This window comes from Candidatus Nanopelagicales bacterium (genome assembly GCA_041393815.1).
GTDB lineage: Bacteria > Actinomycetota > Actinomycetes > S36-B12 > JAWKJK01 > JAWKJK01.
This window is the reverse complement of sequence record JAWKJK010000003.1, coordinates 243,430-264,722: the sequence shown is the minus strand read 5'-3', so window position 1 is coordinate 264,722 and position 21,293 is coordinate 243,430. Positions and strand designations below refer to the sequence as shown.

The following is a 21,293-nucleotide window of genomic DNA, read 5'->3' as shown; positions in this document are numbered from 1 at the left end:
CGGCGACCCCCGTCCCCATGCCCGCCCCCATCTGGAATCCTCGTCCCCGCAGCCCGCGACCCGTGAAGGAGCACCATGAACCCCGCCGACCTGAAGTACACCGCCGAGCACGAGTGGGTGCGGGCCGAGGACGACGGCACGCTGGTGTTCGGCATCACCGGCTACGCGCAGGAGGCGCTGGGGGACATCGTCTACGTGTCGCTGCCCGAGCCCGGGGCCGCGCTCGACGCCGGCTCCCCGTGCGGCGAGGTCGAGTCCACCAAGTCCGTGAGTGACATCTACTCCCCGGTGTCGGGCACCGTCGTGGAGGCCAACGCCTCCCTCGCCGACGCCCCGGAGACCGTCAACACCGATCCGTACGGGACGGGCTGGATGGTCCGGATCCGTCCGGACGACACGGCCGCCGTCGACGCGCTGCTGAGCGCCGAGGCGTACGACGCCCTCATCGCCGGACTGGCTCGCTGACGGACGGCGCCCGTACCTCAGCCTCAACCACAGGGTGAGGTCTGGCGCCTGTCCGGGACCGGCTCTCGACCTGCGATCGACCCCCGGCGTGCGTCCCGGAAAGGTTCCTTGACCCTCTCGCGCGCCGACTCCTAGGCTGCGGAACGCGCCCCGGTCCGGGGCGGATCGCCACGCGACGAGGTGCGCGCCCGGGCGCGCCCACTCGGGAGGGGGCCATGGCCCGCACCTGCCCGTCCTGCGGCCGGGGGGCCGAGGACGAGGATCGGTTCTGCCGCGACTGCGGCTGGCCCCTCACCAGCGAGTCCGCGGAGGACGCGGCCGAGCTCACCGGCACCCTCGCCGCGCTGCAGTCGACCCTGGGGACCAGCGGCCCGCTGCTGGCGGTGGGGACCGGACTGGTCGACGGCCTGGCGCCGGGCAGCGCCCTGCTGCTCGTCCGCCGCGGCCCGGGGGAGGGCGCGCACTACACCCTGGAGGGCGACGTCGTCACCGTGGGCCGCACCCCGGAGTCGACGATCTTCCTCGACGACGTGACGGTCAGCCGGCGGCACGCGGAGTTCCGGCAGGACTCGGCCGGCTGGTCGGTGCACGACGTGGGCAGCCTCAACGGCACCTACGTCAACCGCGACCGCGTCGACGACGCCCGGCTGGCGGGGGGCGACGAGGTCCAGGTGGGCAAGTACCGCTTCGTCTTCCTGGTGGGGGAGCCGCAGGAGGAGCGGGGGTCGTGACGGCGGCGGAGGCCCGCCCCCTGCTCGGCATCGGCGAGGTGCTGCAGCAGTTGCGGGGGGAGTTCCCCGACGTGACCATCTCGAAGATCCGCTTCCTGGAGTCCGAGGGGCTGGTCCGGCCGGCGCGCACCGCCAGCGGCTACCGCAAGTTCAGCCCCGGCGACGTGGACCGCCTGCGCTACGTGCTCACCCTCCAGCGCGACCACTACCTGCCGCTGAAGGTCATCCGGGACAACCTCGACGCGGTCGACCGCGGCCTGGAACCCCCACTGGGCGGCGGGGAGGCGCGGGCTCCGTCCTCGCTGGTGACCGACGGCGCACCGCGGACGGAGGAGTTCCGCCCCACCCGGACCCGGGTCCGGCTGACCCGGGCCGAGCTGGTGGCCTCCAGCGGGCTGGACGAGCACACGCTGGGCCAGGTGGAGTCGTACGGCCTCATCGCCCCTCACGCGGGCGGCTACTACGACGCTGACGCCGTCACCGTCGCCACGGCGGTGGCCCGGATGACCGGCTTCGGCATCGAGCCACGGCACCTGCGGGCGTTCAAGGTCGCCGCCGACCGGGAGGTCGGGCTGGTGGAGCAGGTCGTGTCGCCGATCGCCCGGCAGCGCGGGCCCGAGGCCCGGGTCCGCGCCGAGGAGGCCGTACGCGAGCTCGCCGCGTTGTCGGTGCAGCTGCACACCGCGCTGGTGCGGGCCGGGCTCAACCGGGACGACCCCAGTTCCTGAGGCGGGTCGACGGCCGTCGGTCGGTCGACCCCGGGCCGGATGGTCGCCGCGCGGGTAGCCTGGGGCCATGCTGCAGCTGGACGTGGTGGGTGTCCGGGTCGAGATGCCGTCGAACCAGCCGATCGTGCTGCTGCGCGAGGTCGAGGGCGACCGCTACCTGCCGATCTGGATCGGGGCGGTGGAGGCCACCGCCATCGCATTCGCCCAGCAGGGGGTCGTCCCCCAGCGCCCGCTCACCCACGACCTGCTGCGCGACGTCCTGGTCGCGCTGGACCGGCCGCTGAAGGAGATCCGGATCACCGAGCTGCGCGACGGGGTCTTCTACGCGCTGCTGGTCTTCGCCGACGGGGTGGAGGTCAGCGCGCGGCCGTCCGACGCGATCGCCCTCGCGCTGCGGGCCGGGACCCCGATCTACGGGGAGGGCGCGGTGCTGGACGAGGCCGGCATCGCCATCCCGGAGGATGACGAGGACGAGGACGAGGTGGAGAAGTTCCGCGAGTTCCTCGACCAGATCTCGCCGGAGGACTTCGGCACCGAGGGGGAGAGCGGCGACTCACCCTCGACCTGACGTCGAGAGACTCGCCGGCGACGCGCGGGCGCGCCGCGTTGACGCCCCACCACCACGGGCCTAGCGTCCGACTCGAACGTCGACGGTGTAGTTCCACGGCTGGGGTTCGGTCCCGGCCGCAGGACGGCACCGGAGACCCCCGTCGGGCTCCCCACCGGCGGCGGCAGGCATCGTGGAGGACGCCATGACCGGCAGCAGCCCCACCGGCAGCAGCCCCGTCGACGCGCGGCAGGAGACCGAGCAGGTCCCGCCCACGACCGCCGACGGGCAGGGCCTGCTGTTCGACGACGCCGACCTGCGCCCGCTGCCGACCGACATCGGCTACCGCGGACCGGTCGCCTGCTCCGCGGCCGGGATCACCTACCGCCAGCTGGACTACTGGGCCCGGACCGGTCTGGTGGAGCCCAGCATCCGCCCGGCCTCGGGGTCGGGCACCCAGCGGCTGTACGGGTTCCGCGACATCCTGGTGCTGCGCATCGTCAAGCGGCTCATCGACACCGGCGTCTCGCTGCCCAACATCCGGGCCGCCGTCCAGCACCTCGAGGAGCGCGGCGGCGACGACCTGGCGCGGATCACGCTCATGAGCGACGGCGCCAGCATCTACGAGTGCCGCAGCGCCGACGAGGTCGTCGACCTGGTCCGCGGCGGCCAGGGCGTGTTCGGCATCGCGGTGGGCAGCGTCTGGCGCGAGGTCGAGGGCACGTTGGCCGAGCTGCCGGGGGAGCGTACCGACGGGCAGCTGGCCGCCCCCGAGGGCGCCTCCGACGAGCTGGCCGCCCGGCGCGCGGCACGGCGCACCGGCTGAACCCTGCCGAGGGGCGAGCGCGCGTATGGCCTGCCGCGTGTCGCGCGCGCGTATAGGCTGACCGGGCCGACGACCCCGCACGGGAGAGTTCCGCCGCAGCCAGCGGCGGGCGCCGAAGGAGCAACTCCCCGACAACCTCTCAGGCACCCGGACCGGGCGGGCGAGGCACCTCTGGAAAGCGGCTCGCCACGGCGGGCCCACCGACGGTGCAAGCCGGAGCCTCGGCCCCGGTGAAGCTCTCAGGTCGCGGCAGTGCCGCGGGTGACAGAGGGGGGCCGCGTCCGCCCGCGCCCAGGAGCCCCCGATGAGCCAGCCCCACCCCGACCCGACCAGCAGCCGGCCCGGCCTCACCCTGTCCGACCTCGATCGAGCGGACCGGTTCGTGGACCGCCATGTGGGCGTCGACGACGCCGACGTCGCCGCCATGCTGGCCGTCGTCGGCCACGACAGCCTGGAGGACCTGGTCGCGACGGCCGTGCCGGAGGTCATCCGGTGGACCGAGGGCCTGGACCTGCGGGCCGCGGCCACCGAGGCCGAGGCGCTGGCCGAGCTGCGCGCCATGGCCGACCGCAACCGGCCTGTGACCGCGATGATCGGGCTGGGCTACCGCGACACCCGCACCCCCGCGGTCATCACCCGCAACGTGCTGGAGAACCCGGGCTGGTACACCGCCTACACGCCCTACCAGCCGGAGATCTCCCAGGGCCGGCTCGAGGCGCTGCTGAACTTCCAGACCGTGGTCGAGGACCTCACCGGGCTGCCGGTCGCGAGCGCGTCGCTGCTGGACGAACCGACGGCGGCCGCGGAGGGCATGGCGCTGGCCCGGCGGGCCGTGCGCGGGGCGGCGACCCGATTCCTGGTGGACGCCGACACCCTCCCGCAGACCCTCGCCGTGCTGCAGACCCGCGCCGAGCCGGTGGGGGTGGAGCTGGTCGTCGCCGACCTGTCCGGGGGCCTGCCGGACGGTGACTTCTTCGGCGTCCTGCTGTCGTACCCGGGGGACTCCGGCGCCGTGCGCGACCTCACCCCGCTGATCGAGGCGGCCCACGAGAGCGGTGCCCAGGTCGTCGTCGCGGCCGACCTGCTGGCCCTGACCCTGCTGCGCCCGCCGGGGGAGATGGGCGCCGACATCGTCGTCGGCTCCGCACAGCGGTTCGGTGTTCCGCTGGGCTTCGGCGGGCCGCACGCCGGGTTCATGAGCGTGCGCGCCGGGCTGGAGCGCAACCTGCCCGGTCGGCTGGTCGGGGTGAGCGTCGACGCGGACGGAGCACCGGCGTACCGGCTGGCGCTGCAGACGCGCGAGCAGCACATCCGCCGGGAGAAGGCCACCAGCAACATCTGCACGGCCCAGGTGCTGCTCGCGGTCATCGCGTCGATGTACGCCGCCTACCACGGCCCGGAGGGGCTGACCCGGATCGCGCTGCGCGCCCACCGCTACGCGGCGGTGCTGGCCGCCGGTCTGCGCGCGGCCGGCGTCGACGTGACCGACGGCTTCTTCGACACCGTACGGATCACCGTCCCGGGGCAGGCGCGAGCCATCGCCGAGGCGGCCCTGACCCGCGGGGTCAACGTCCGCGTCGTCGACGAGGACGTGGTCTCGGTGTCGACCGACGAGGTGACCGGACCGGATCACCTGGGTGCTGTGTGGGCGTCCGTGGCCACCGTCGTGCCTGCGGTCGGCGAGCCGGACCTGGCCGAGGTGGACGCGGCCACACGGGATGCGCTGCCGGCAGATCTGTTGCGGGACAGCCCGTTCCTGACGCATCCGGTGTTCCACCGCCACCGCACCGAGACCGCGATGCTGCGCTACCTGCGGCGGCTGGCCGACAAGGACATCGCGCTGGACCGAGCGATGATCCCGCTGGGTTCCTGCACGATGAAGCTGAACGCGACGACGGAGATGGAACCGATCACCTGGCCGGAGTGGGCCGGGATCCACCCGTTCGCGCCGCTGGACCAGGCGCAGGGCTACCTGGACCTGATCGCCTCGCTGGAGGGCTGGCTGGCCGAGGTCACCGGGTACGACGCCGTGTCCGTCCAGCCGAACGCCGGGTCCCAGGGAGAGTTCGCCGGCCTGCTGGCGATCCGCTCCTACCACCGGTCCCGCGGGGACGACGAGCGCGACGTGTGCCTCATCCCCAGCAGCGCGCACGGCACCAACGCCGCCAGCGCCGTGATGGCCGGGCTGCGCGTGGTGGTCGTGGCGTGCGACGAGCTCGGCAACGTCGACGTCGACGACCTGCGGGCGAAGATCGCCGAGCACGGCGACCGGCTCGCCGCCCTGATGATCACGTACCCGTCGACGCACGGGGTGTTCGAGGAGGCCGTCAGCGAGATCTGCGCGCTGGTGCACGACGCCGGCGGGCAGGTCTACGTCGACGGCGCCAACCTGAACGCGCTGCTCGGGCTGGCCAAGCCGGGTCGCTTCGGCGCCGACGTCAGCCACCTGAACCTGCACAAGACGTTCTGCATCCCGCACGGCGGCGGCGGCCCCGGTGTCGGGCCGGTGGGCGTGCGGGCCCACCTGGCCCCGTTCCTGCCGTCCCACCCGCTGCGCCCGGAGTGCGGGCCGGCCGGTCGTGGGTTCGGCGAGGGCGGGGTCGGACCGGTCAGCGGCGCCCCGTGGGGCAGCGCGGGGATCCTGCCGATCCCGTGGGCCTACATCCGGATGATGGGGGACGCGGGGCTCACCCGCACGACCCAGGTGGCGATCCTGTCGGCCAACTACCTCGCGGCCCGGCTGGCGCCGTACTACCCCGTCCTCTACACCGGCCGCGGGGGCCTGGTGGCGCACGAGTGCATCATCGACCTGCGGGGCATCACGCGCGACACCGGCGTGACCGTGGACGACGTCGCCAAGCGGCTGATCGACTACGGGTTCCACGCGCCGACAATGTCGTTCCCGGTCGCCGGCACGCTGATGGTCGAGCCGACCGAGAGCGAGGACCTCGGCGAGCTGGACCGGTTCGTGGAGGCGATGGTCGCCATCCGCGGGGAGATCGACCGGGTCGCGTCGGGGGAGTGGCCGGTCGACGACAACCCGCTGCGCAACGCCCCGCACACGGCCGCCTGCCTGGTCGGGGAGTGGGAGCACCCCTACCCGCGTGAGCTGGCCGCGTACCCGGTGGCCGGGCTTCGAGCGGACAAGTACTGGTCGCCGGTGCGGCGCATCGACGGGGCGTACGGCGACCGGCACCTGGTGTGCTCCTGCCCGGCGCCGGACGCCTTCGCCGACGCCTGAGCACCGGGCCCGCGCGTACGCCACGCGATTGTGGTGCCGGTTGCGTGCGCTGTGGCTCACGCAACCGGCACCACAAGAGGTGGGTGGGCGGCGCGAGCCACCCGGGGGCTCGGTCGTCGTGGGCCTCCACCGGGCCCGCGGTCGCTAGGGTCGGGGCGTCATGCTCCAGGACAGCGTCATTCCGCTCGCCGGTACGGCGGTCATCGGCGTCATCATCTCGATGTTCGCCCGCAGCCGCGGCTGGGGCGTGTCACTGCCGCTGGTCGCCTCCGGCATCGTCCTGAGCCTGCTGCCCATCGGCCCGAACGGCCCGGAGGACCCCGAGCTCATCCTGCTGATGGTGCTGGCGCCACTGGTCTTCGGGGAGTCCCTGTCCACGTCGTTCCTGGACCTCAAGGCGGTGAGCCGCCCCGTGATGGCGCTGGCGATCGGCCTCGTCGTCGTGTCGGCGTTCACGGTGGGCGTGATCGCCTCGCAGGTGGTGGCGGGGCTGCCGTTCGCCGCCGCCGTCGCCCTGGGGGCCATTCTGGGGCCGACCGACGCCGTGGCCGTGTCGGCGGTCGCCAAGCAGGCGTCGCTGCCCCGTCGGTTGGTGCACATCCTCGAGGGCGAGAGCCTGGTCAACGACGGCACGGCACTGACCCTGCTGCGCGTGGCCGTGGTCGCCGCCGCGGCCGGCGGTGTCACGGTGCTGCAGGCGGGCGTCACCCTCGGTCTCGCGGTGGTCGGCGGCCTGGCCGTGGGTGTCCTGGGCGGGTTCATCCTCGTGACGGTGCTGCGGCGCAGCCGCGACACCGTCGCGGCCAACGGCCTGGTCCTGGTGGCGCCGTTCCCGCTCTACCTGGGCGCCGAGACCTTCGAGGGGTCGGGCATCCTCGCGGTCGTCGTCGCGGGGTTGATGGTGGCGCACGCGACGGCGACCGACACCCGCTACCGCGGCCGGCTGCAGGTCGGGTCGGTGTGGCGCCAGCTGACGTTCGTGCTGATGTCGCTGGCCTTCCTGCTCGTCGGCGTGGAGATCCCGGACACGCTCGACGAACTCGCCGACTCGGAGATCCGGGAGCTGCTGCTCCTGGTGCCGATCGTCGTGGTGACGCTGATCGTCACCCGGGCGCTGTTCGTGCTGGCGATGATGGGGCTGCGCAGCGCCCGTGGCAGCAGACCGTGGCGCGACGGGGGCTGGAAGGCCTGGGTCGTGGTGGCCTGGGCGGGGGCTCGCGGACCGATCTCCGGGTTGGCGGCCTTCTCGCTCCCGCTCGCACTCGACAGCGGGGAGCCGTTCCCCGAGCGCAACCTGCTGCTCGCGGTGACCTTCTGCGTCGTCGTCATCACCCTCGTGCTGTCACCCACGCTCGGCCCGCTGGCACGGCTGCTCAGGCTGCCGCCCGACGACGACGAGGACCTGCTTCGCCGCGTACGGCTGTCCCTTGCCCGCGCCTCACTGGACCGGCTGGAGGAGCTCGTGGCGGACGCGGATCGGGGTGGGGACCCGCTCCCTGAACCGGTCGTCCGGCAACTGCGCGACAACGCCACGTTCCGGCTCAACCGGGCCACCCGCGCGGTGGCCGACGGCACCGGCACCCGCAGTGCGAGCACGACGCAGCGGCTGTCCCGGCAGATGATCCGGGCCGAGCAGGAGGAGCTGGTGCGCATGCGCGACGAGGAGGGCCTGCCCGACACGCTCATGCGCGAGCTGATGACCGAGATCGACGTACGCGCGCGGGCTCTCGGCATCCACTGACGTCGCATCCACTCACGTCGCATCCAGTGCCGGCGTGCCGGTGAAGACGCGGTCCGCCAGGTCGGTTCGCGTCAGGTCCGGCCCTCCGTCTCCTGCGCCTCGAACAACGTGGCCTGCACGACGCTGGGAGCCGGGAGGCCGTCGACCCCCTCGGTGCCGCCCCCCATCCAGTCCGCGTGCATCACCTGGTAGCCCGCCTCGCGCAGGGTGCGTACGACGGCTGCGTCGTCGTCGACCACGACGCTGACCTCGCTGGGACCTCCGAGCCGCTGCAGCGTGGACAACTTCGTGTAGCGGGCCGGGCGGTGGTCACGGTCCGCCCGCATGTACACCGGTCCGACCGGCAGGTCGTGGCGGCGCAGCCACTCCTCGGTGTCGACCCGGCAGCGCTCCGGGCGCCCGGTCAGGTAGACCACGTCGCCCTCCGCGGCCAGCAGGTCCACCACCGCGCGACCCTCCAGCAGCACCGGGTCCTGCGGTGCCGCAGCGAAGAACGCGTCCCAGTCCTTCGGCCGCCGCTCCACGTGGTGCACCCGGTGCCGCACGTCGGCGAGCACCCCGTCGAGGTCCACCACGGCGATCGGCACCCAGTCACCGTAGCCCGGCTGAGGGCTGCGCACCCCGGCTGCGGCACCGGTGTCGCGGTCCCTAGGCTCGGAGGCATGGCCATGGACCTCGATGCCGTCCGTACCGGTTTCCCCGTCGCCGTCCCCATGGTGGCGACGCTGGGACTGGAGTTCGTCGAACTGTCGTACGACCGCGCGGTGCTGCGGATGCCGGACCAGAAGGCGTACCACAACCACGTGGCGGGCCCCCACGCCGGCGCGATGTTCACGTTGGCCGAGTCCGCCAGCGGAGCGCTGGTCCTGGCGAACTTCGGCGACCGGCTGGGTGAGGCGACACCGCTGGCCGTCGAGGCGACGATCCGCTACCGCAGGCTGGCCAAGGGTGACGTGCGCGCCGAGGCGACGATGAGCCGCAGCGCGGGGGAGATCCTGGACGAGCTGGGGCGTGGGCTGCGACCGGAGTTCGACGTCCCGGTGGTGCTCAGCACCGACGACGGCACGGTCACCGGCGAGATGACCGTGCGCTGGACGCTGCGACCCAACCGCGCCGACTGAGCCCCCCACCCGACCGGAGTCGGGCAGGCTGACCCCATGGGAGAGCGGGTCGAGGCGCGGTCGTTCACTGGCGAGGACCGGATGCGCTACCGGCAGAAGGTCCACCGGTGCCTGGACGTGGTGGCGCGCATGTTCGCCACAGCCAGGTTCGACTTCGAGATCCCGATGACGGGGACCGAGATCGAGTTGAGCCTGGTCGATCCGGAGTTCCTGCCGGCGATGCGCAACGACGCGGTGCTGCAGCGGGTCGCGAACCCGTCGTTCACCGAGGAGCTCGGCCGCTTCAACCTCGAGATCAACGTGCGTCCGCAGACGCTCGAGGGGACCGCCGTCGACGGCCTCGAGGCCGACATCCGCCGCGAGCTCAACGACGCCGACGGGCGGGCCCGCGACGAGCACGCTGGCCTGGTGATGATCGGCATCCTCCCGACGCTGCGCGCCGAGCAGCTGACGAAGGAGGCGATCAGCGACAACCCGCGCTACGCGCTGCTGGACGAGCAGATGCTGGCGATGCGGGGGGAGGACCTGCACCTCGACATCGACGGCGTGGAGCACTTGGAGGCGTGGGCCGACACCATCGCTCCGGAGGCCGGCTGTACCAGCGTCCAGTTCCACCTGCAGGTCGACCCGGACCTGTTCCCCGCGTACTGGAACGCCGCGCAGGTGCTGGCCGGCGTCCAGGTCGCGGTCGGCGCGAACTCACCGTACTTCGGCGGGCACGAGCTGTGGCGCGAGACGCGGATCGCGCTGTTCACCCAGGCCGCAGACACCCGCTCGGTGGAGCTGAAGGCGCAGGGCGTGCGGCCGCGGGTGTGGTTCGGGGAGCGCTACGTCACCAACGTGTTCGACCTGTTCGAGGAGAACATCCGCTACTTCCCGGCGCTGCTGCCGATCGTGTCCGACGAGAACCCCGAGGAGGTGCTGGCGTCCGGCGGCACGCCGCTGCTGCCCGAGCTGCGGCTGCTGAACGGGACGGTGTGGCGCTGGAACCGCCCGGTGTATGACGTCGTCGGGACCCTGCCGCACATCCGACTGGAGAACCGGGTGCTGCCGTCCGGCCCCTCCGTGGTCGACGTGCTCGCCAACGGGGCGCTCTACTACGGCGCACTGCGGGCGCTGGTCGACATGGACCGACCGATCTGGAGCCAGCTGTCGTTCGACGCGGCGGAGGACAACTTCCTGCAGGCGGCGCGGTACGGGCTGGAGGCCGAGCAGTACTGGCCCGGGATGGGCGAGGTACCCGCCCCCGAGCTGGTGCTGCGCCGGATCCTGCCGCTGGCGCAGGAGGGGCTGCAGACCTGGGGGGTCGACTCCTCCGTCATCGACCGGCTGCTCGGGATCGTGGAGCAGCGGTGCATCACCGGGCGCAACGGCGCGGTCTGGCAGGTGGAGCAGGTGCACGCGTACGAGGACGCCGGGCTGGACCGCTGGGAGGCGCTGCGCCGGATGACGGGCGTCTACATCGAGCACATGCACCGCAACGACCCGGTGCACACCTGGCCGGTGGACTGACTCCGGGCGGCGCACGCTCGGATGGGGTTCGTCCAGCGGTACCTGCAGCCGATCGGCGGCGGGGTCCTGGTCTTCGTCGCGCTGGCACTGGTGCTGGTCGTGCCGTACGTCGTGGTGCAGTACCGGCGGCGCGGCCGGGTCGGCGCCCGGCGGACGCTGGTCGAGGCCAGCTTCCTGCTGTACCTGCTGGTGGCCTGGGCGCTCGTGCTGCTGCCGTTGCCGACGACGTCGGCGGCGTTGTGCGCCGACGGCGGGGCGGCGGTCAACCTGCAGCCCTTCGCGTGGGTCCGGGACGTGCGGAACGAGTGGGCGTACGACGGCGGCACGTTGCGTGACCTGGCCGGAAACAGCGCGCTGTGGGTACGAGTGCTCAACCTGGTCCTGTTGCTGCCGCTCGGGGTGTACCTGCGGCGGTGGTGGCGTCGCGGCTTCTGGACCACGGTCGTGGCGGCACTGCTGCTGTCGGTGCTGTTCGAGCTGACCCAGACGACGGGGATCTGGGGGCTGTATCCGTGCGCCTACCGGTCGTTCGACGTCGACGACCTGGTGGCCAACACGGCCGGAGCGGCTCTGGGCTGGTGGATCGCGCCGGTGGTGTTCCTGCTGCCGCGGCGGCGGGATGACGACGACCGGGTGCCGCTGGACCAAAGGCCGTCCGTACCGCGCCGCGCTCTGGCCGACGCCGCCGACCTGCTGGTGGCGCTGGTCGTGGCGCTGCCGCTGGTGCTCGCTGTGGGCGTGCTGGCGTCCGGCTGGTCATGGCCGGCGCAGCAGGTGTCCGACGTCGCGGCGATGGTGGCGCTGGCGGTGGTGCTCGTCGCCGTGCCGTGGGCTGCCCGCGGGTCGACGCCGGGGAAGGCGTTGCTGCGCCTGCGGATCGCTCGCGCGGACGGTGCTCGTGCCGGGGTCGCGCGACTGCTGCTGCGCGCAGTCGCGCTCTGGGGACCGTGGGTTCTCTGGATCTGGGTGGTCCGAGGGGTGAGCTGGCCCGCGTTCGATGCGGCATCCGCGGCATGGCAGCTGCTGGTGGCCTGGGGGCCGCCGCTGGCCTGGGCGCTCGTCGTGTCGCTCACCGTCGCGGCCCGCGCCGACCGCCGCGGTCCGCACGACCTGGTCGCCCGCACCCAGGTCGAGGTCCGCCTGCGTCGCCGTCGCTCCGACGCCGTCGGTGCCCCAGGCGGTACCGATCCGTCCGGTGCAACGGACCCCGCCACACCACACCCACCTTCCGCGACGGAATGAGTCTGGGCGTTGCTTGGGCCCCGTTTCGGGGCCTCCAAGCAACGCCCAGACTCATTCGGCCGAGGGAGTTGGCTCGGCAAGGGGCGCACGGCGGCCATGATTCCGAGATGGGCATCGACGGCGCGGCGCCACGCGGGCCCGCAGGCATCACGCCGCGAGCATGGCTGCGAACCGCGCTGCTTGCCGCGCTGGGACTGCTCGTCATCACGCCGCTGGCCGTCGCGTTCGGGATCACGTTCGGCCTGATCAGCGGGCTGATCGTGCTGATGATCCCGGCGTACGTGGTCCTCGTCTGGCTGGTGGCGACCACGGTGACGGTCGCGCTGTGCATGTGGCGGGAGCACCCCGCCCTGGCCCGCGCGCTGGGCACCGTCGTAGCGCTCGGTCCCGCGGTGACAGCCGTGGTGCTGTACGCCCGCGCGTCGCTGAACTGCCGAGGCGCCGTGGACGAGCGCGCCTGCTACGACTACCTCAACGGCAGCCCCCTGCTGCCGATCCTGGTCGGGCTCTCCGTCGTGGTGGCGCTCGCGGCGGCGGTGGCCGTCTGGGCCGCAACCGCGGCGCGGCGGGCGTCACCGGTCTAGGGTCCCGCCATGTCACGCGTCCGCCGGCCCCTCCTTGCCGTGGCCTCCAGTGTTGCCGCAGCCCTGTTGGCCCTCACCGGTGCGATTCCGTCCCACGCCGCTGTCGTGCCCGTCGACCCGGGTCCGGTGGCCGCCGGTCGGCCGATCGTCGGCACCGGCCAGAACCTCCCGTCCCTGGGCGTGACGCAGACGTATGACGCCGGTCCCGGCTTCGCGCAGCAGATCGAGCGCTACTACGACTCCGGCGCGGTGGTGCGTGACCAGCTCGCGGTGTCCCGGGCCGCCCTGGCATGGGTGGCCGACTGGGTGGATGGCAGGTGCGACGGCCACGCGCGCGCCTGCAAGGCGATGGTCGTGTTCGACATCGACGACACCCTGCTGAACAACTTCGCCTTCTACGCAACCGCGGACCCTCAGTTCAGCTTCAACCAGGACGCGTACAACGCCTTCACGGACAGGTGCGGACAGACGGCCAACGCGCCGGTACGCAAGCTCTACCAGCAGCTGCAGGCGATGAACGTGACGCTCGTCGTCATGAGCGGGCGCAGCGACACGCTGCGCAAGGCCACCCGAGAGTGTCTGCGGCAGAGGGGGATCGACGGCTGGTACAAGCTCGTGCTCAAGCAGCCGGGGGACACCCGGCTGGCCTCGGTGTACAAGGCCTCCGAGCGGCGCAAGCTCGTCGCGGACGGTTACCGCATCGTCGCCTCCGTCGGCGACCAGGTCAGCGACATGGCCGGGGGCTACCTCAAGCGAGGGTTCCTGATGCCCGACCCGATGTACTTCATCCCCTGACCCGGTGAGGCTGCCGTGACGCGCAACGTGGTGGTGACGGGGGCGTCGTCAGGGATCGGCCGGGCGACCGCGCTGCGATTGAACCGCCACGGCTGGCGAGTGTTCGGCGGCGTCCGCAAACCGGAGGACGGGGAGGCCCTCGTCTCCGCGGCACCGCATCCGGACCGGATGGTTCCCGTGCGCTGGGACGTCCTCAGCGACGACGACACCGCTGCAGCCGTGGACACGGTGCAGGCCGCGATCCCGGCGGGGGAGGGGCTGGACGGTTACTTCAGCAACGCAGGCATCGCCGCCCTGTCCGGGGACGTGTCGGCCGAGGGCACGCCACTGCAGGGACTCGACCCGGCTCGTGCAGGTCAACTACCTCGGCGCCGTACGCGGCATGCAGGCGTTCCTGCCGCAGTTGCGCGCCGCCGGAGGAGTGCTCGTCGTCAACTCCGCCCTGATGACTCGTACGGTGCTGCCGTTCAACGGCGGCTATGCGCCCTCCAAGGCGGCGCTGGAGGCCTGGGCCGTCGCGCTGCGACGCGAGCTCGCTCCCCAGGGGGTCGATGTCGTCATCATCCGCGCGGCGGCGATCCATTCGGCCCTGGAGGCCAAGCAGGACGCGGACTCCGTACCCAGCAACGCGGCCTACCCGCTGATGCGCGACTTCATCCGCGGCGGCATGGTCCAGATGGCGCGCGTCCGCGACAACGCGGGTGCCGACCCGGAGCGGGTGGCCGAGCGGGTCGAGGCAGCGTTGGACCGTACGTGTCGGCGGCGCTATCGGCTGGCCGGCGTCGGCGCGGTCCCCATCCGACTGCTCGGACTGCTGCCGCCCGCGCTGCAGGACGCCGCCATGCACCAGCTGATCACCCGGGTCGCCGCGATGGGTCGGCACCAGGACGCCGGTGACGGCAGCCGGTAGGGCACGACTGTGGTGCCGGTTGCGTGAGCTGCAGCGGAGAGAACCGGCACCACAGCGGGGGTGCAGGCCGGACCGGGGCGAGCGTGGGCGCCGGGCGCGCTCCGGCGTCCGGCGTGTCTGCCGCGATCCGCACCCGCCCGGGAGGAGCCTGGACCGCAGCACACCCGAGGTCCGGGAGGGTCGATGGCCGCGCACGCTCACCTCGAAGACGGTCTCCGTGCCGCCGTCACCCGCGGGATCCTGGCCGCCCGGGACGGCGCGGCGCGCACCGCCGCGGCCGCCGAACGGGCCTGGAGGGACGCCCTGCAGGAGTACGCCGCCACGCCCGAGGGGCGCCGATGGCTGCAGCAGGAAGCCGAGCTTGCCGAGCGCTGCGGCGACACCGGCACCAGCCACCGCTTGCGCTCCATACTCGCCGGATAGCTCCCCGAGCAGGACCTCAAGAGCGGGTCAGCCTCGGTCCGCCAGTCGTGGACGAGACGGTGTCGGCCACGGGACTCCAAGCCCAGCGGGGGATGTGCGCCAGCACGGAACAACAGCCTCCGGCCACTCGAGGGAACACGGGCGAGTCCACGGCCTGACATAATGTGCCTTATCGGCGTTCTGACCGACTCGACGACAGCACCTACAAGAGGACGAAGACGCCGTCGCCCACCTTCGCCGGCAGGAGATCTGCCGTCGAATGCGCTGCACTACTGGGGCGGGCCGGCGCCCATCTGCGCCATCAGGCCGGCCACGTCCGTGACACCCCAGTGGGCCACGATCTTGTCGTCGCGGAACTGCATGATGTCGATCGCAGCGAACTCGACCCGGTTGCCGCTGGCCGGGACCCCCATGAAGTCGCCCCGGTGCGTACCGCTGAACGTCATCCGGGCCACGACCTTGTCGCCGTCCTGGAGCAACTCGTGCACCGTGACCGAGTAGTCGGGCAGAGCGGCGGCGAACACCGCGAACATCTCGCGTGGCGCCTCCCGCCCGGTCGGCATGCCCGGCATGGCCTCGTGTTCGACGAAGTCCTCGGCGACGAACCGGTCGATCCAGGCGTCGATGTCCTGGCCCGCGTTCATCCCGTCGTACACCTGCTGAGCCAGCGCCTTGTAGTCACTCATCGGGGCTTCCTCCTCGACCGGCCAGGCTGATCGCACGACAGTGCGGCTGCGCTCCGGATCACGTGACGCTACCCCCGGCCCCACCCGACCGGAAGGGCTCGGGCTGCGGTGGGCACGCAGCTGGCGCGCCTCTCCTGGCCCGCCGGGCAGGATGTGCCTCCACATGGCCGACAACCACCCGGACGCCGGTGGCGCTCGGTCCGCAACCGCGGATCGACCCGCCGTGAGCCGACGCGACCGAGCCTGGGCGGCCGCACCGTTCGTCGTCAGCACCGCCGCGTTCGTCCTGTACGCGGTCTACTCGGTCTCCCGGCACGCGCAGTTCGAGACCGCCGGGCACGACCTGGGCATCTTCGCGGTGGCGGTGCAGAAGTACGCCGCGTTCCAGCTGCCGGTCGTACCGCTGCAGGGCCTGGACACGGTGCTGCTCGGAGACCACTTCCATCCGATCCTGGCGGCCCTCGCGCCGCTGTGGTGGGTCGCGCCGACGCCGGTGACGCTGCTGGTCGCTCAGGCGGCGCTCGTCGCCGCGTCGATCCTGCCCGTCTGGCGCTTCACCGCGCGTCGACTCACGCCACCGCAGACCCTGCTGGTCGCCGTCGGGTACGCGCTGTCCTGGCCGCTGCAGGCGGTGATCGACTACGACTTCCACGAGGTCGCGTTCGCGGTTCCGATCATCGCCTGGACCATCGACTTGGTTGACCGCGAGCGGTACGGGCCCGCGCTGGCCGTCGGCTGCACCCTGCTCCTGGTGCGCGAGGACATGTTCCTCGTCGTGCTGATGCTGGGACTCCTGCTGCTCCTGCGCCGCCGCTACGCACTGGCCGCCACGGCGGTGGGGGCCGCGGTGGCCGGCTACGTGATCGCGGTGCTGTGGGTGATCCCCGCGTTCGCCCCGAGCGGGACGTATCGGCACCTCACCCTCGGAGCCTTCGGCCCGGACCTGCCATCCGCGCTGGCCGCGATGATGTCCGACCCCGTACGCACCCTGACGACCCTCGTCACTCCGGACGTGAAGTGGCAGACGCTGCTGTGGCTGTTCGCCCCGCTCGCGTTCCTCAGCCTCGGGTCGCCGTACGTCCTGCTCGCGCTCCCCCTCGTGGTGACCCGGTTCTTCAGCGAGCGGGAGGAACTGTGGACCCACCAGTTCCACTACTCGGCGACGGTGGCACCGATCCTGGTGCTGGCGGCCGTCGACACCGTCGCCCGACTGGCTCAGCGGTTCGATCGGCTGCGGTTCCTGTCCTGGGCCCTCCCGGCCGTGATGGCCGTGACGGCGGTCGTCGGCACCGTTGCGATTCCCTCCGCCTACCCGTTCCACCGCCTGGTCGTGGGCGACGCGTTCGAGCGCACGGCCCACATGGACGCCATGCGCGCCGCGCTTGACCTCATACCCACGGGTGTCTGCGTGGAGGCAGACGACCGGGCACTCCCCCACCTGACCCGCAACGCCGTCGTCACGCTCCCGGGGACGACACAGGGGTTGGCCACCTGGATGCTCCTTGACCTGACCCGACCGGACGTGGGCTGGAGGGACTTGACTCCGGAGTCAGTTATGCGTGATGCACTGGGCGACGGGTTCCGCGTCGTGTCCTCCGAGGACGGCATCGTCGTGCTGCACCGGGAGGGTCCGGTCGACCCGCGCTGCGCAGTGGACGTCCGTTCCTGAGGGTCACGACGTCTCTCGGCGGTCTACGTCACGGAGTTGATCTTCCGCGGAAGATCAACTCCATCCGGTCAGAGGTACTTGGCCACGACCATCGCGGCAACGATGCCGATCACCAGGACGGCGAACCAGATGTCGGCGCCCGCGCGCACCCAGAACTTGACCCGTTCCGTCCACCGGCCGAACGTGAACACCCCGTCCAGGATGTTGGTCCGCGTCATCGAGGTGAAGACCAGGGTGGTCGTCGCGGTGATGAGCAGGCACCACGGGCACAGTGCGCCGATGACGAAGTACGCCTGGGTGAACAGCCACCAGGCGAAGAAGACCGCGATCGTGTAGAGCGCCTGCACCCCGATCCGGAACCACCGCGGGAACCGCGTCCCCCCGAGGCTGGCCAGGGCCACGGTGATGACGATCGGCTCGAAGATCAGCCCGAGGAACGCGTTGGGGAACCCGAGCAGCTGGGCCTGCCAGGACAGGGCCACCGTGCTGCAGGAGATGGTGGACGAGATGTCACAGGAGAACGTGGCGCTCGGGTCCGCGGCCAGCGTGACGGCGTCGATGGCCAGAACCAACGACGCGACCAGCCCGAGGACCGAGGAGGCCAGCATCTCCAGGTACGTCCCGACGTGGCGTCGGGGGGCCGGTGCGAAGCCGTAGCCGTCCGCGTCGCGGCCGTCGTCGGTGGCGGCGGTCACCGCCGCCTGCTGCTGGTGCACCGCTCAAGTATCGGGTACGCGGCCATCAGCCGACGGGACGGGGATCCGCTACGCATGATCTCCCCCACGTCACCACCGGTGGAACGTATGACCCCGAGACACGCCCTGCGACGTGGCCGAACGTTCCACCGGGTGGAGGCGGAGGGAGCGGAGACACGCCGGAGGGCTCTGGGACCCCAGGGACTGGACGCTCGGACCACCTGCCGGTGACCTTCTGCCCTCGCCCCCCACACGGCCCAGTGGCCACAGTGGGTGACGGCTGGCCTGGTGAATGGAGGCGGGCGATGGCGTTCTGCTCGACGTGTGGTGCCGCGGTCGGTGGTGACGCCCGGTTCTGCGGCTCCTGCGGGGCTGCGGTCGCCGCCGCGGACCAGCCCACCCAGCAGATGCCGCCCTCCGGCCCTCCCCCCGGCCCGACGGCCGCAGGCCCACCCGCGGGGCCCCCGACCCGGCCTCCGGCCGGACCACCGTCCGGCCCCCCCAACGGGCCACCGTCCGGCCCTCCCAGCGGGCCACCGGCCGGCCCTCCTTCCGGACCACCGCCGGGTCCCCCGCCGAGATCCGGCCAGCCGCCGTCCGGGCCACCGCCCGGTCCCGCCTCCGGCCCGCCCCCCAGCCGGCCGTCGGCCCCACCTCCCGGACCTCCTCCGCCCGACGCCGGGGCACCCACCGCGGTGATGCCCACCTCGGCTCCTCCGCCCGCCGGCCCCGGCGGTGCTCCCCCCGCGGGCGGCACCCCGCGCTGGGCCTGGGCCGCGGCGGCGGTCCTGGCCATCGCCGCCATCGGAGCGCTCGCGTTCTGGTTCGGCACCCGCTCCGGCGGCGACCAGCCCACGGCGTCCACCTCGTCGCCCGTGCCCGCGTCGAGCGCCGCGACGCAGAGCCCGCAGTCCACTCCCCCGCCGACCCCCACGGAGACGACCCCGTCCCCCGAACCCACGACGGAGTCCCCGACCCCCACGACCCCCGCCGGGCCGGAGCAGTGGATCGGCCTGGAGTACCGCGGCGACCAGCAGCCCGCGCCCGGAGTGGTCGAGGTCGGCGGCGCCCTGCTGGAGACCGGCAACCACGCGGCCACATTGATGGAGACCCCGGACGGCTACCAGTTCTGGCTGGCCCGGCTGACCGGCTACGACGGCGACATCCCGAACTGGCGGGTCACCGACGCCGTGACGATGACCGGTGACCCCTTCAGCGACAACGTCGTCCTCGGGTCCACCCTGTGCGAGGTCGACGGCGTACCCCAGACCGGCGTCGTCGCGGTCTTCGTAGCCGAAGACGCCCCGAAGCTCACCCAGATGATCGATGGCTACGGTGTCGATCTCGACTCGGAGAGCTTCTACCCGCTCGAGGCGACGGTCTCGTGCGAGAACGAGGGATATGGCGTATGACGACGGCAGGCACGGCAACCGGCAGACCGCGAATCTCGTCCCCGGGCGAGAGATGGCTGACCGTCGCCGTCGGCGTGCTGGCCCTGCTGAACGTGGCACCGCTGCTCGTGTGGGTGTTCGGGCTCGGTTCGTTCTCCGCGTGGTTCCTGTTCGTCTCCCTCCCGGCGCTCGTCGTGATCGCGGTGGCCGCGGTGGTCGCCTGGCGCACACCCGGGTACGAGCGGCTGCGGCTGGTCATCTCCCTGGGCGCCCTCGGCGGTCTGATCGGCACCGTCGGGTACGACCTGTTCCGCGTCCCGTTCGTGATGGCCGGGCGCGGTGTGCTGGCCCCGATCGAGTCGTACGGCGTCCTGCTGACCGACGCGACCGCGTCGTCCGACGTGACCGCGTTCGCCGGGTGGACGTACCATTTCCTCAACGGCATCTGCTTCGGCATCGCCTACGCGGCCGCCATGCTCGGACGGTCGTTGTGGTGGGCCGTGCTGTGGGCGATGGTCCTGGAGAGCGCGACGATCGTCACGCCGTTCGCCACGTACTACGCACTCACCGGCAAGTACGACGTCATCGCCATCGCCTACGCGGCTCACATCCCCTACGGACTCGCGCTGGGCTGGATGACGAGACGGCCGCGCGAGATGAAGGCGAAGCTGGACGAGATCAGCCCGTGGACCGTCCCGGCGGCCTTCGGCCTGCTGCTCGTCGTCCTGCTGGTCTGGCTGCGGCCGTTCTCCACCGGAACCCAGGTGGCCACGTTCGACGTCGGGACGGGGAAACTGCAACCCACCTGGGTGCGGGTGCCGACCGGCACCTGCGTCCCCGTGTCCAACTCGTCCGACGCCCCGATCCAGCTCGAGGGCATCCCGGACGCCCCCGAGGTCCCCGCCGGCGGCGAGGCGACGGTGTGCATCACGGACCCCGGCGTCCGTCGCATCGGCGTCGCCGGCACAGGTCGGTCCAGTGGCTACGTGATCTCCGACCCCGAGATGCCGGGCGCCGTGACGTCGGGAGGCTGACATGAACGCCGGGTTCGTCCCCACCCACACCGTCCCCGACGGTGGCCTGGACGCGTGGACGCGACCGGACCCGGCACTGGCACCCGAGGCCCGGCTGGACCCGTGGCTGGAGGTCTCATTGCTGCAGACCTGGGGCGGGTGGTCCCGGGTTGCCTGCTCCAACGGGTGGACCTGCTGGGTCGACGGGTCCGCGCTGGCACCGGTACGCGCTGCCCCGGCGCCTCCGCCCCCAGCGGCACCCCCTCCCCCGCCCCCCTCCGCTCCTCCGCCGGCGTACGCCGCGCCGCCTCCGACCGCGCCGCCTCCGACCGCGTATGCCGCGCCGCAGCAGGCCGCGTATGGCGCACCGCCACCCGCCGCGTATCCGGGGCCGGGCCAGCCAGGGCAGCTGGGCTCGTACGCGCAGGCGTACACGGCCGCCTACCCGCAGGGCATGCCTCCGGCGGCCATCGCAGCCACGGGCGCGGCCCGCGCGGGGTCGACCCCGATGCGGCTCGGGATCGCGATGATCGGTGCCGCGGTGGTCGTCGTCGGGGCGTTCCTGCCGTGGCTGTCCCTCCAGGGCGCCCCCAGCATCGGCAGCCCGGACATCCCGCTGCAGGCGCTGGTCGACATCAACACCGTCTCCGACGGACCCATCGACGTGGTGGTCCTGCTCATCGCCGCAGCCGTGGTGGCCGTCATCGGCTCGGTGAGTCCGCGCTGGACCCTGTTCCGGCGGATCGCGGGCTGGACGGTCGTGCTGGCCGCGTCGCTGTGGGTCGCCCAGATCCAGCGCCAGCTCTCCGAGATCCCGGCGGGCACGCCGGACGCACCGACGCTGTTCAGCACCGTGGGGTTCGGCGTCTACGTCACCATCGTCGGCGGACTCCTGGTCGCGCTCGGTCCGGGGGCGAAGCCACCCCGATGACAGCGTCCGCCGCAGCGATTCCGCCTCCCGAGCCCCATGGGT

The 21,293-nt window shown here is 72.5% G+C and carries 21 protein-coding genes and 1 riboswitch; of the genes, 18 read left to right on the top strand and 3 right to left on the bottom strand.

Annotated features, from left to right (window positions below; all coding sequences use genetic code 11):
* The first annotated feature begins 75 nt into the window (after positions 1–75).
* The 7 genes from gcvH to R2737_10840 all read left to right on the top strand — a co-directional run bounded on the left by gcvH (position 76) and on the right by R2737_10840 (position 8,279).
* Positions 76–465 carry a glycine cleavage system protein GcvH gene (gene gcvH / locus R2737_10870; protein ID MEZ5116760.1) on the top strand — a complete coding sequence of 130 codons (390 nt, stop codon included), beginning with the start codon at positions 76–78 and terminating at the stop codon, positions 463–465.
* A gap of 215 nt (positions 466–680) precedes the next feature.
* Positions 681–1,196: an FHA domain-containing protein gene (locus tag R2737_10865; GenBank protein MEZ5116759.1), complete on the top strand. Its 516-nt coding sequence runs from the start codon at positions 681–683 to the stop codon at positions 1,194–1,196.
* Positions 1,193–1,924: a MerR family transcriptional regulator gene (locus R2737_10860; protein ID MEZ5116758.1), complete on the top strand. Its 732-nt coding sequence runs from the start codon at positions 1,193–1,195 to the stop codon at positions 1,922–1,924. Before R2737_10865 ends, R2737_10860 begins: the two co-directional genes overlap by 4 nt.
* A 67-nt stretch (positions 1,925–1,991) precedes the next feature.
* Complete coding sequence (locus tag R2737_10855) at positions 1,992–2,492, top strand: bifunctional nuclease family protein (protein ID MEZ5116757.1); 501 nt, start codon at positions 1,992–1,994, stop codon at positions 2,490–2,492.
* A 184-nt stretch (positions 2,493–2,676) separates the two neighbouring features.
* Positions 2,677–3,297: a MerR family transcriptional regulator gene (locus R2737_10850; protein ID MEZ5116756.1), complete on the top strand. Its 621-nt coding sequence runs from the start codon at positions 2,677–2,679 to the stop codon at positions 3,295–3,297.
* 70 nt (positions 3,298–3,367) lie between these two features.
* A riboswitch (glycine riboswitch) is annotated at positions 3,368–3,462 on the top strand.
* 139 nt (positions 3,463–3,601) lie between these two features.
* The gene (gcvP, locus tag R2737_10845; GenBank protein MEZ5116755.1) at positions 3,602–6,538 is read left to right on the top strand and encodes an aminomethyl-transferring glycine dehydrogenase; all 2,937 of its coding nucleotides are present in this window, start codon (positions 3,602–3,604) and stop codon (positions 6,536–6,538) included.
* 160 nt (positions 6,539–6,698) lie between these two features.
* Positions 6,699–8,279, top strand: a complete 1,581-nt coding sequence (locus R2737_10840) for a Na+/H+ antiporter (protein MEZ5116754.1) — start codon at positions 6,699–6,701, stop codon at positions 8,277–8,279.
* 71 nt (positions 8,280–8,350) lie between these two features.
* Here R2737_10840 and R2737_10835 read toward each other — a convergent pair whose 3' ends face one another.
* A complete protein-coding gene (locus tag R2737_10835) occupies positions 8,351–8,866 on the bottom strand; it encodes a hypothetical protein (protein ID MEZ5116753.1) in 516 nt (171 codons plus the stop codon).
* 75 nt (positions 8,867–8,941) lie between these two features.
* Between R2737_10835 and R2737_10830 the strand changes: the two genes are divergently transcribed.
* The 7 genes from R2737_10830 (at position 8,942) to R2737_10800 (ending at position 14,866) form a co-directional block, all read left to right on the top strand.
* Positions 8,942–9,400, top strand: a complete 459-nt coding sequence (locus R2737_10830) for a DUF4442 domain-containing protein (GenBank protein MEZ5116752.1) — start codon at positions 8,942–8,944, stop codon at positions 9,398–9,400.
* 36 nt (positions 9,401–9,436) lie between these two features.
* A complete protein-coding gene (locus R2737_10825; GenBank protein MEZ5116751.1) occupies positions 9,437–10,912 on the top strand; it encodes a glutamate-cysteine ligase family protein in 1,476 nt (491 codons plus the stop codon).
* A 21-nt stretch (positions 10,913–10,933) separates the two neighbouring features.
* Positions 10,934–12,154 (top strand): VanZ family protein, encoded by a 1,221-nt coding sequence (locus R2737_10820; GenBank protein ID MEZ5116750.1) that lies wholly within the window; start codon positions 10,934–10,936, stop codon positions 12,152–12,154.
* A gap of 107 nt (positions 12,155–12,261) precedes the next feature.
* Positions 12,262–12,738: a hypothetical protein gene (locus R2737_10815; GenBank protein ID MEZ5116749.1), complete on the top strand. Its 477-nt coding sequence runs from the start codon at positions 12,262–12,264 to the stop codon at positions 12,736–12,738.
* Positions 12,739–12,843: 105 nt separating this feature from the next.
* On the top strand, positions 12,844–13,533 hold the full coding sequence (locus R2737_10810; GenBank protein ID MEZ5116748.1) for an HAD family acid phosphatase: 690 nt from the start codon (positions 12,844–12,846) through the stop codon (positions 13,531–13,533).
* Positions 13,534–13,882: 349 nt separating this feature from the next.
* Positions 13,883–14,443, top strand: a complete 561-nt coding sequence (locus tag R2737_10805; GenBank protein ID MEZ5116747.1) for an SDR family NAD(P)-dependent oxidoreductase — start codon at positions 13,883–13,885, stop codon at positions 14,441–14,443.
* A gap of 183 nt (positions 14,444–14,626) precedes the next feature.
* The gene (locus tag R2737_10800) at positions 14,627–14,866 is read left to right on the top strand and encodes a hypothetical protein (protein ID MEZ5116746.1); all 240 of its coding nucleotides are present in this window, start codon (positions 14,627–14,629) and stop codon (positions 14,864–14,866) included.
* A 269-nt stretch (positions 14,867–15,135) separates the two neighbouring features.
* On the opposite strand, the gene R2737_10795 is transcribed toward R2737_10800, so the two are convergent.
* Positions 15,136–15,552, bottom strand: coding sequence for an ester cyclase (locus R2737_10795; GenBank protein MEZ5116745.1), 417 nt, complete (start codon positions 15,550–15,552; stop codon positions 15,136–15,138).
* 223 nt (positions 15,553–15,775) lie between these two features.
* Here R2737_10795 and R2737_10790 point away from each other — a divergent pair, with 223 nt between their 5' ends.
* Complete coding sequence (locus R2737_10790) at positions 15,776–17,221, top strand: DUF2079 domain-containing protein (GenBank protein ID MEZ5116744.1); 1,446 nt, start codon at positions 15,776–15,778, stop codon at positions 17,219–17,221.
* A 68-nt stretch (positions 17,222–17,289) separates the two neighbouring features.
* On the opposite strand, the gene R2737_10785 is transcribed toward R2737_10790, so the two are convergent.
* A complete protein-coding gene (locus R2737_10785; GenBank protein ID MEZ5116743.1) occupies positions 17,290–17,937 on the bottom strand; it encodes a vitamin K epoxide reductase family protein in 648 nt (215 codons plus the stop codon).
* A gap of 677 nt (positions 17,938–18,614) precedes the next feature.
* Between R2737_10785 and R2737_10780 the strand changes: the two genes are divergently transcribed.
* The 3 genes from R2737_10780 (at position 18,615) to R2737_10770 (ending at position 21,251) form a co-directional block, all read left to right on the top strand.
* Entirely contained in the window at positions 18,615–19,328 is a 714-nt protein-coding gene (locus R2737_10780) for a hypothetical protein (protein MEZ5116742.1), read from the top strand.
* 74 nt (positions 19,329–19,402) lie between these two features.
* Positions 19,403–20,341: a hypothetical protein gene (locus R2737_10775; GenBank protein ID MEZ5116741.1), complete on the top strand. Its 939-nt coding sequence runs from the start codon at positions 19,403–19,405 to the stop codon at positions 20,339–20,341.
* A 1-nt stretch (position 20,342) separates the two neighbouring features.
* On the top strand, positions 20,343–21,251 hold the full coding sequence (locus tag R2737_10770; protein MEZ5116740.1) for a hypothetical protein: 909 nt from the start codon (positions 20,343–20,345) through the stop codon (positions 21,249–21,251).
* The last annotated feature ends 42 nt before the right edge of the window (positions 21,252–21,293 follow it).

What these genes read in the sequence shown, in the direction of transcription:
- R2737_10825 (MEZ5116751.1), top strand. Translation starts at nt 9,437, where the DNA reads ATGGGAGAGCGGGTCGAGGCGCGGTCGTTCACTGGCGAGGACCGGATG.
- R2737_10865 (MEZ5116759.1), top strand. Translation starts at nt 681, where the DNA reads ATGGCCCGCACCTGCCCGTCCTGCGGCCGGGGGGCCGAGGACGAGGAT.
- R2737_10830 (MEZ5116752.1), top strand. Translation starts at nt 8,942, where the DNA reads ATGGCCATGGACCTCGATGCCGTCCGTACCGGTTTCCCCGTCGCCGTC.
- R2737_10770 (MEZ5116740.1), top strand. Translation starts at nt 20,343, where the DNA reads ATGAACGCCGGGTTCGTCCCCACCCACACCGTCCCCGACGGTGGCCTG.
- R2737_10780 (MEZ5116742.1), top strand. Translation starts at nt 18,615, where the DNA reads ATGCCCACCTCGGCTCCTCCGCCCGCCGGCCCCGGCGGTGCTCCCCCC.
- R2737_10840 (MEZ5116754.1), top strand. Translation starts at nt 6,699, where the DNA reads ATGCTCCAGGACAGCGTCATTCCGCTCGCCGGTACGGCGGTCATCGGC.
- R2737_10795 (MEZ5116745.1), bottom strand. Translation starts at nt 15,552, where the DNA reads ATGAGTGACTACAAGGCGCTGGCTCAGCAGGTGTACGACGGGATGAAC.
- R2737_10815 (MEZ5116749.1), top strand. Translation starts at nt 12,262, where the DNA reads ATGGGCATCGACGGCGCGGCGCCACGCGGGCCCGCAGGCATCACGCCG.
- R2737_10855 (MEZ5116757.1), top strand. Translation starts at nt 1,992, where the DNA reads ATGCTGCAGCTGGACGTGGTGGGTGTCCGGGTCGAGATGCCGTCGAAC.
- gcvH (MEZ5116760.1), top strand. Translation starts at nt 76, where the DNA reads ATGAACCCCGCCGACCTGAAGTACACCGCCGAGCACGAGTGGGTGCGG.
- gcvP (MEZ5116755.1), top strand. Translation starts at nt 3,602, where the DNA reads ATGAGCCAGCCCCACCCCGACCCGACCAGCAGCCGGCCCGGCCTCACC.
- R2737_10800 (MEZ5116746.1), top strand. Translation starts at nt 14,627, where the DNA reads ATGGCCGCGCACGCTCACCTCGAAGACGGTCTCCGTGCCGCCGTCACC.
- R2737_10850 (MEZ5116756.1), top strand. Translation starts at nt 2,677, where the DNA reads ATGACCGGCAGCAGCCCCACCGGCAGCAGCCCCGTCGACGCGCGGCAG.
- R2737_10820 (MEZ5116750.1), top strand. Translation starts at nt 10,934, where the DNA reads ATGGGGTTCGTCCAGCGGTACCTGCAGCCGATCGGCGGCGGGGTCCTG.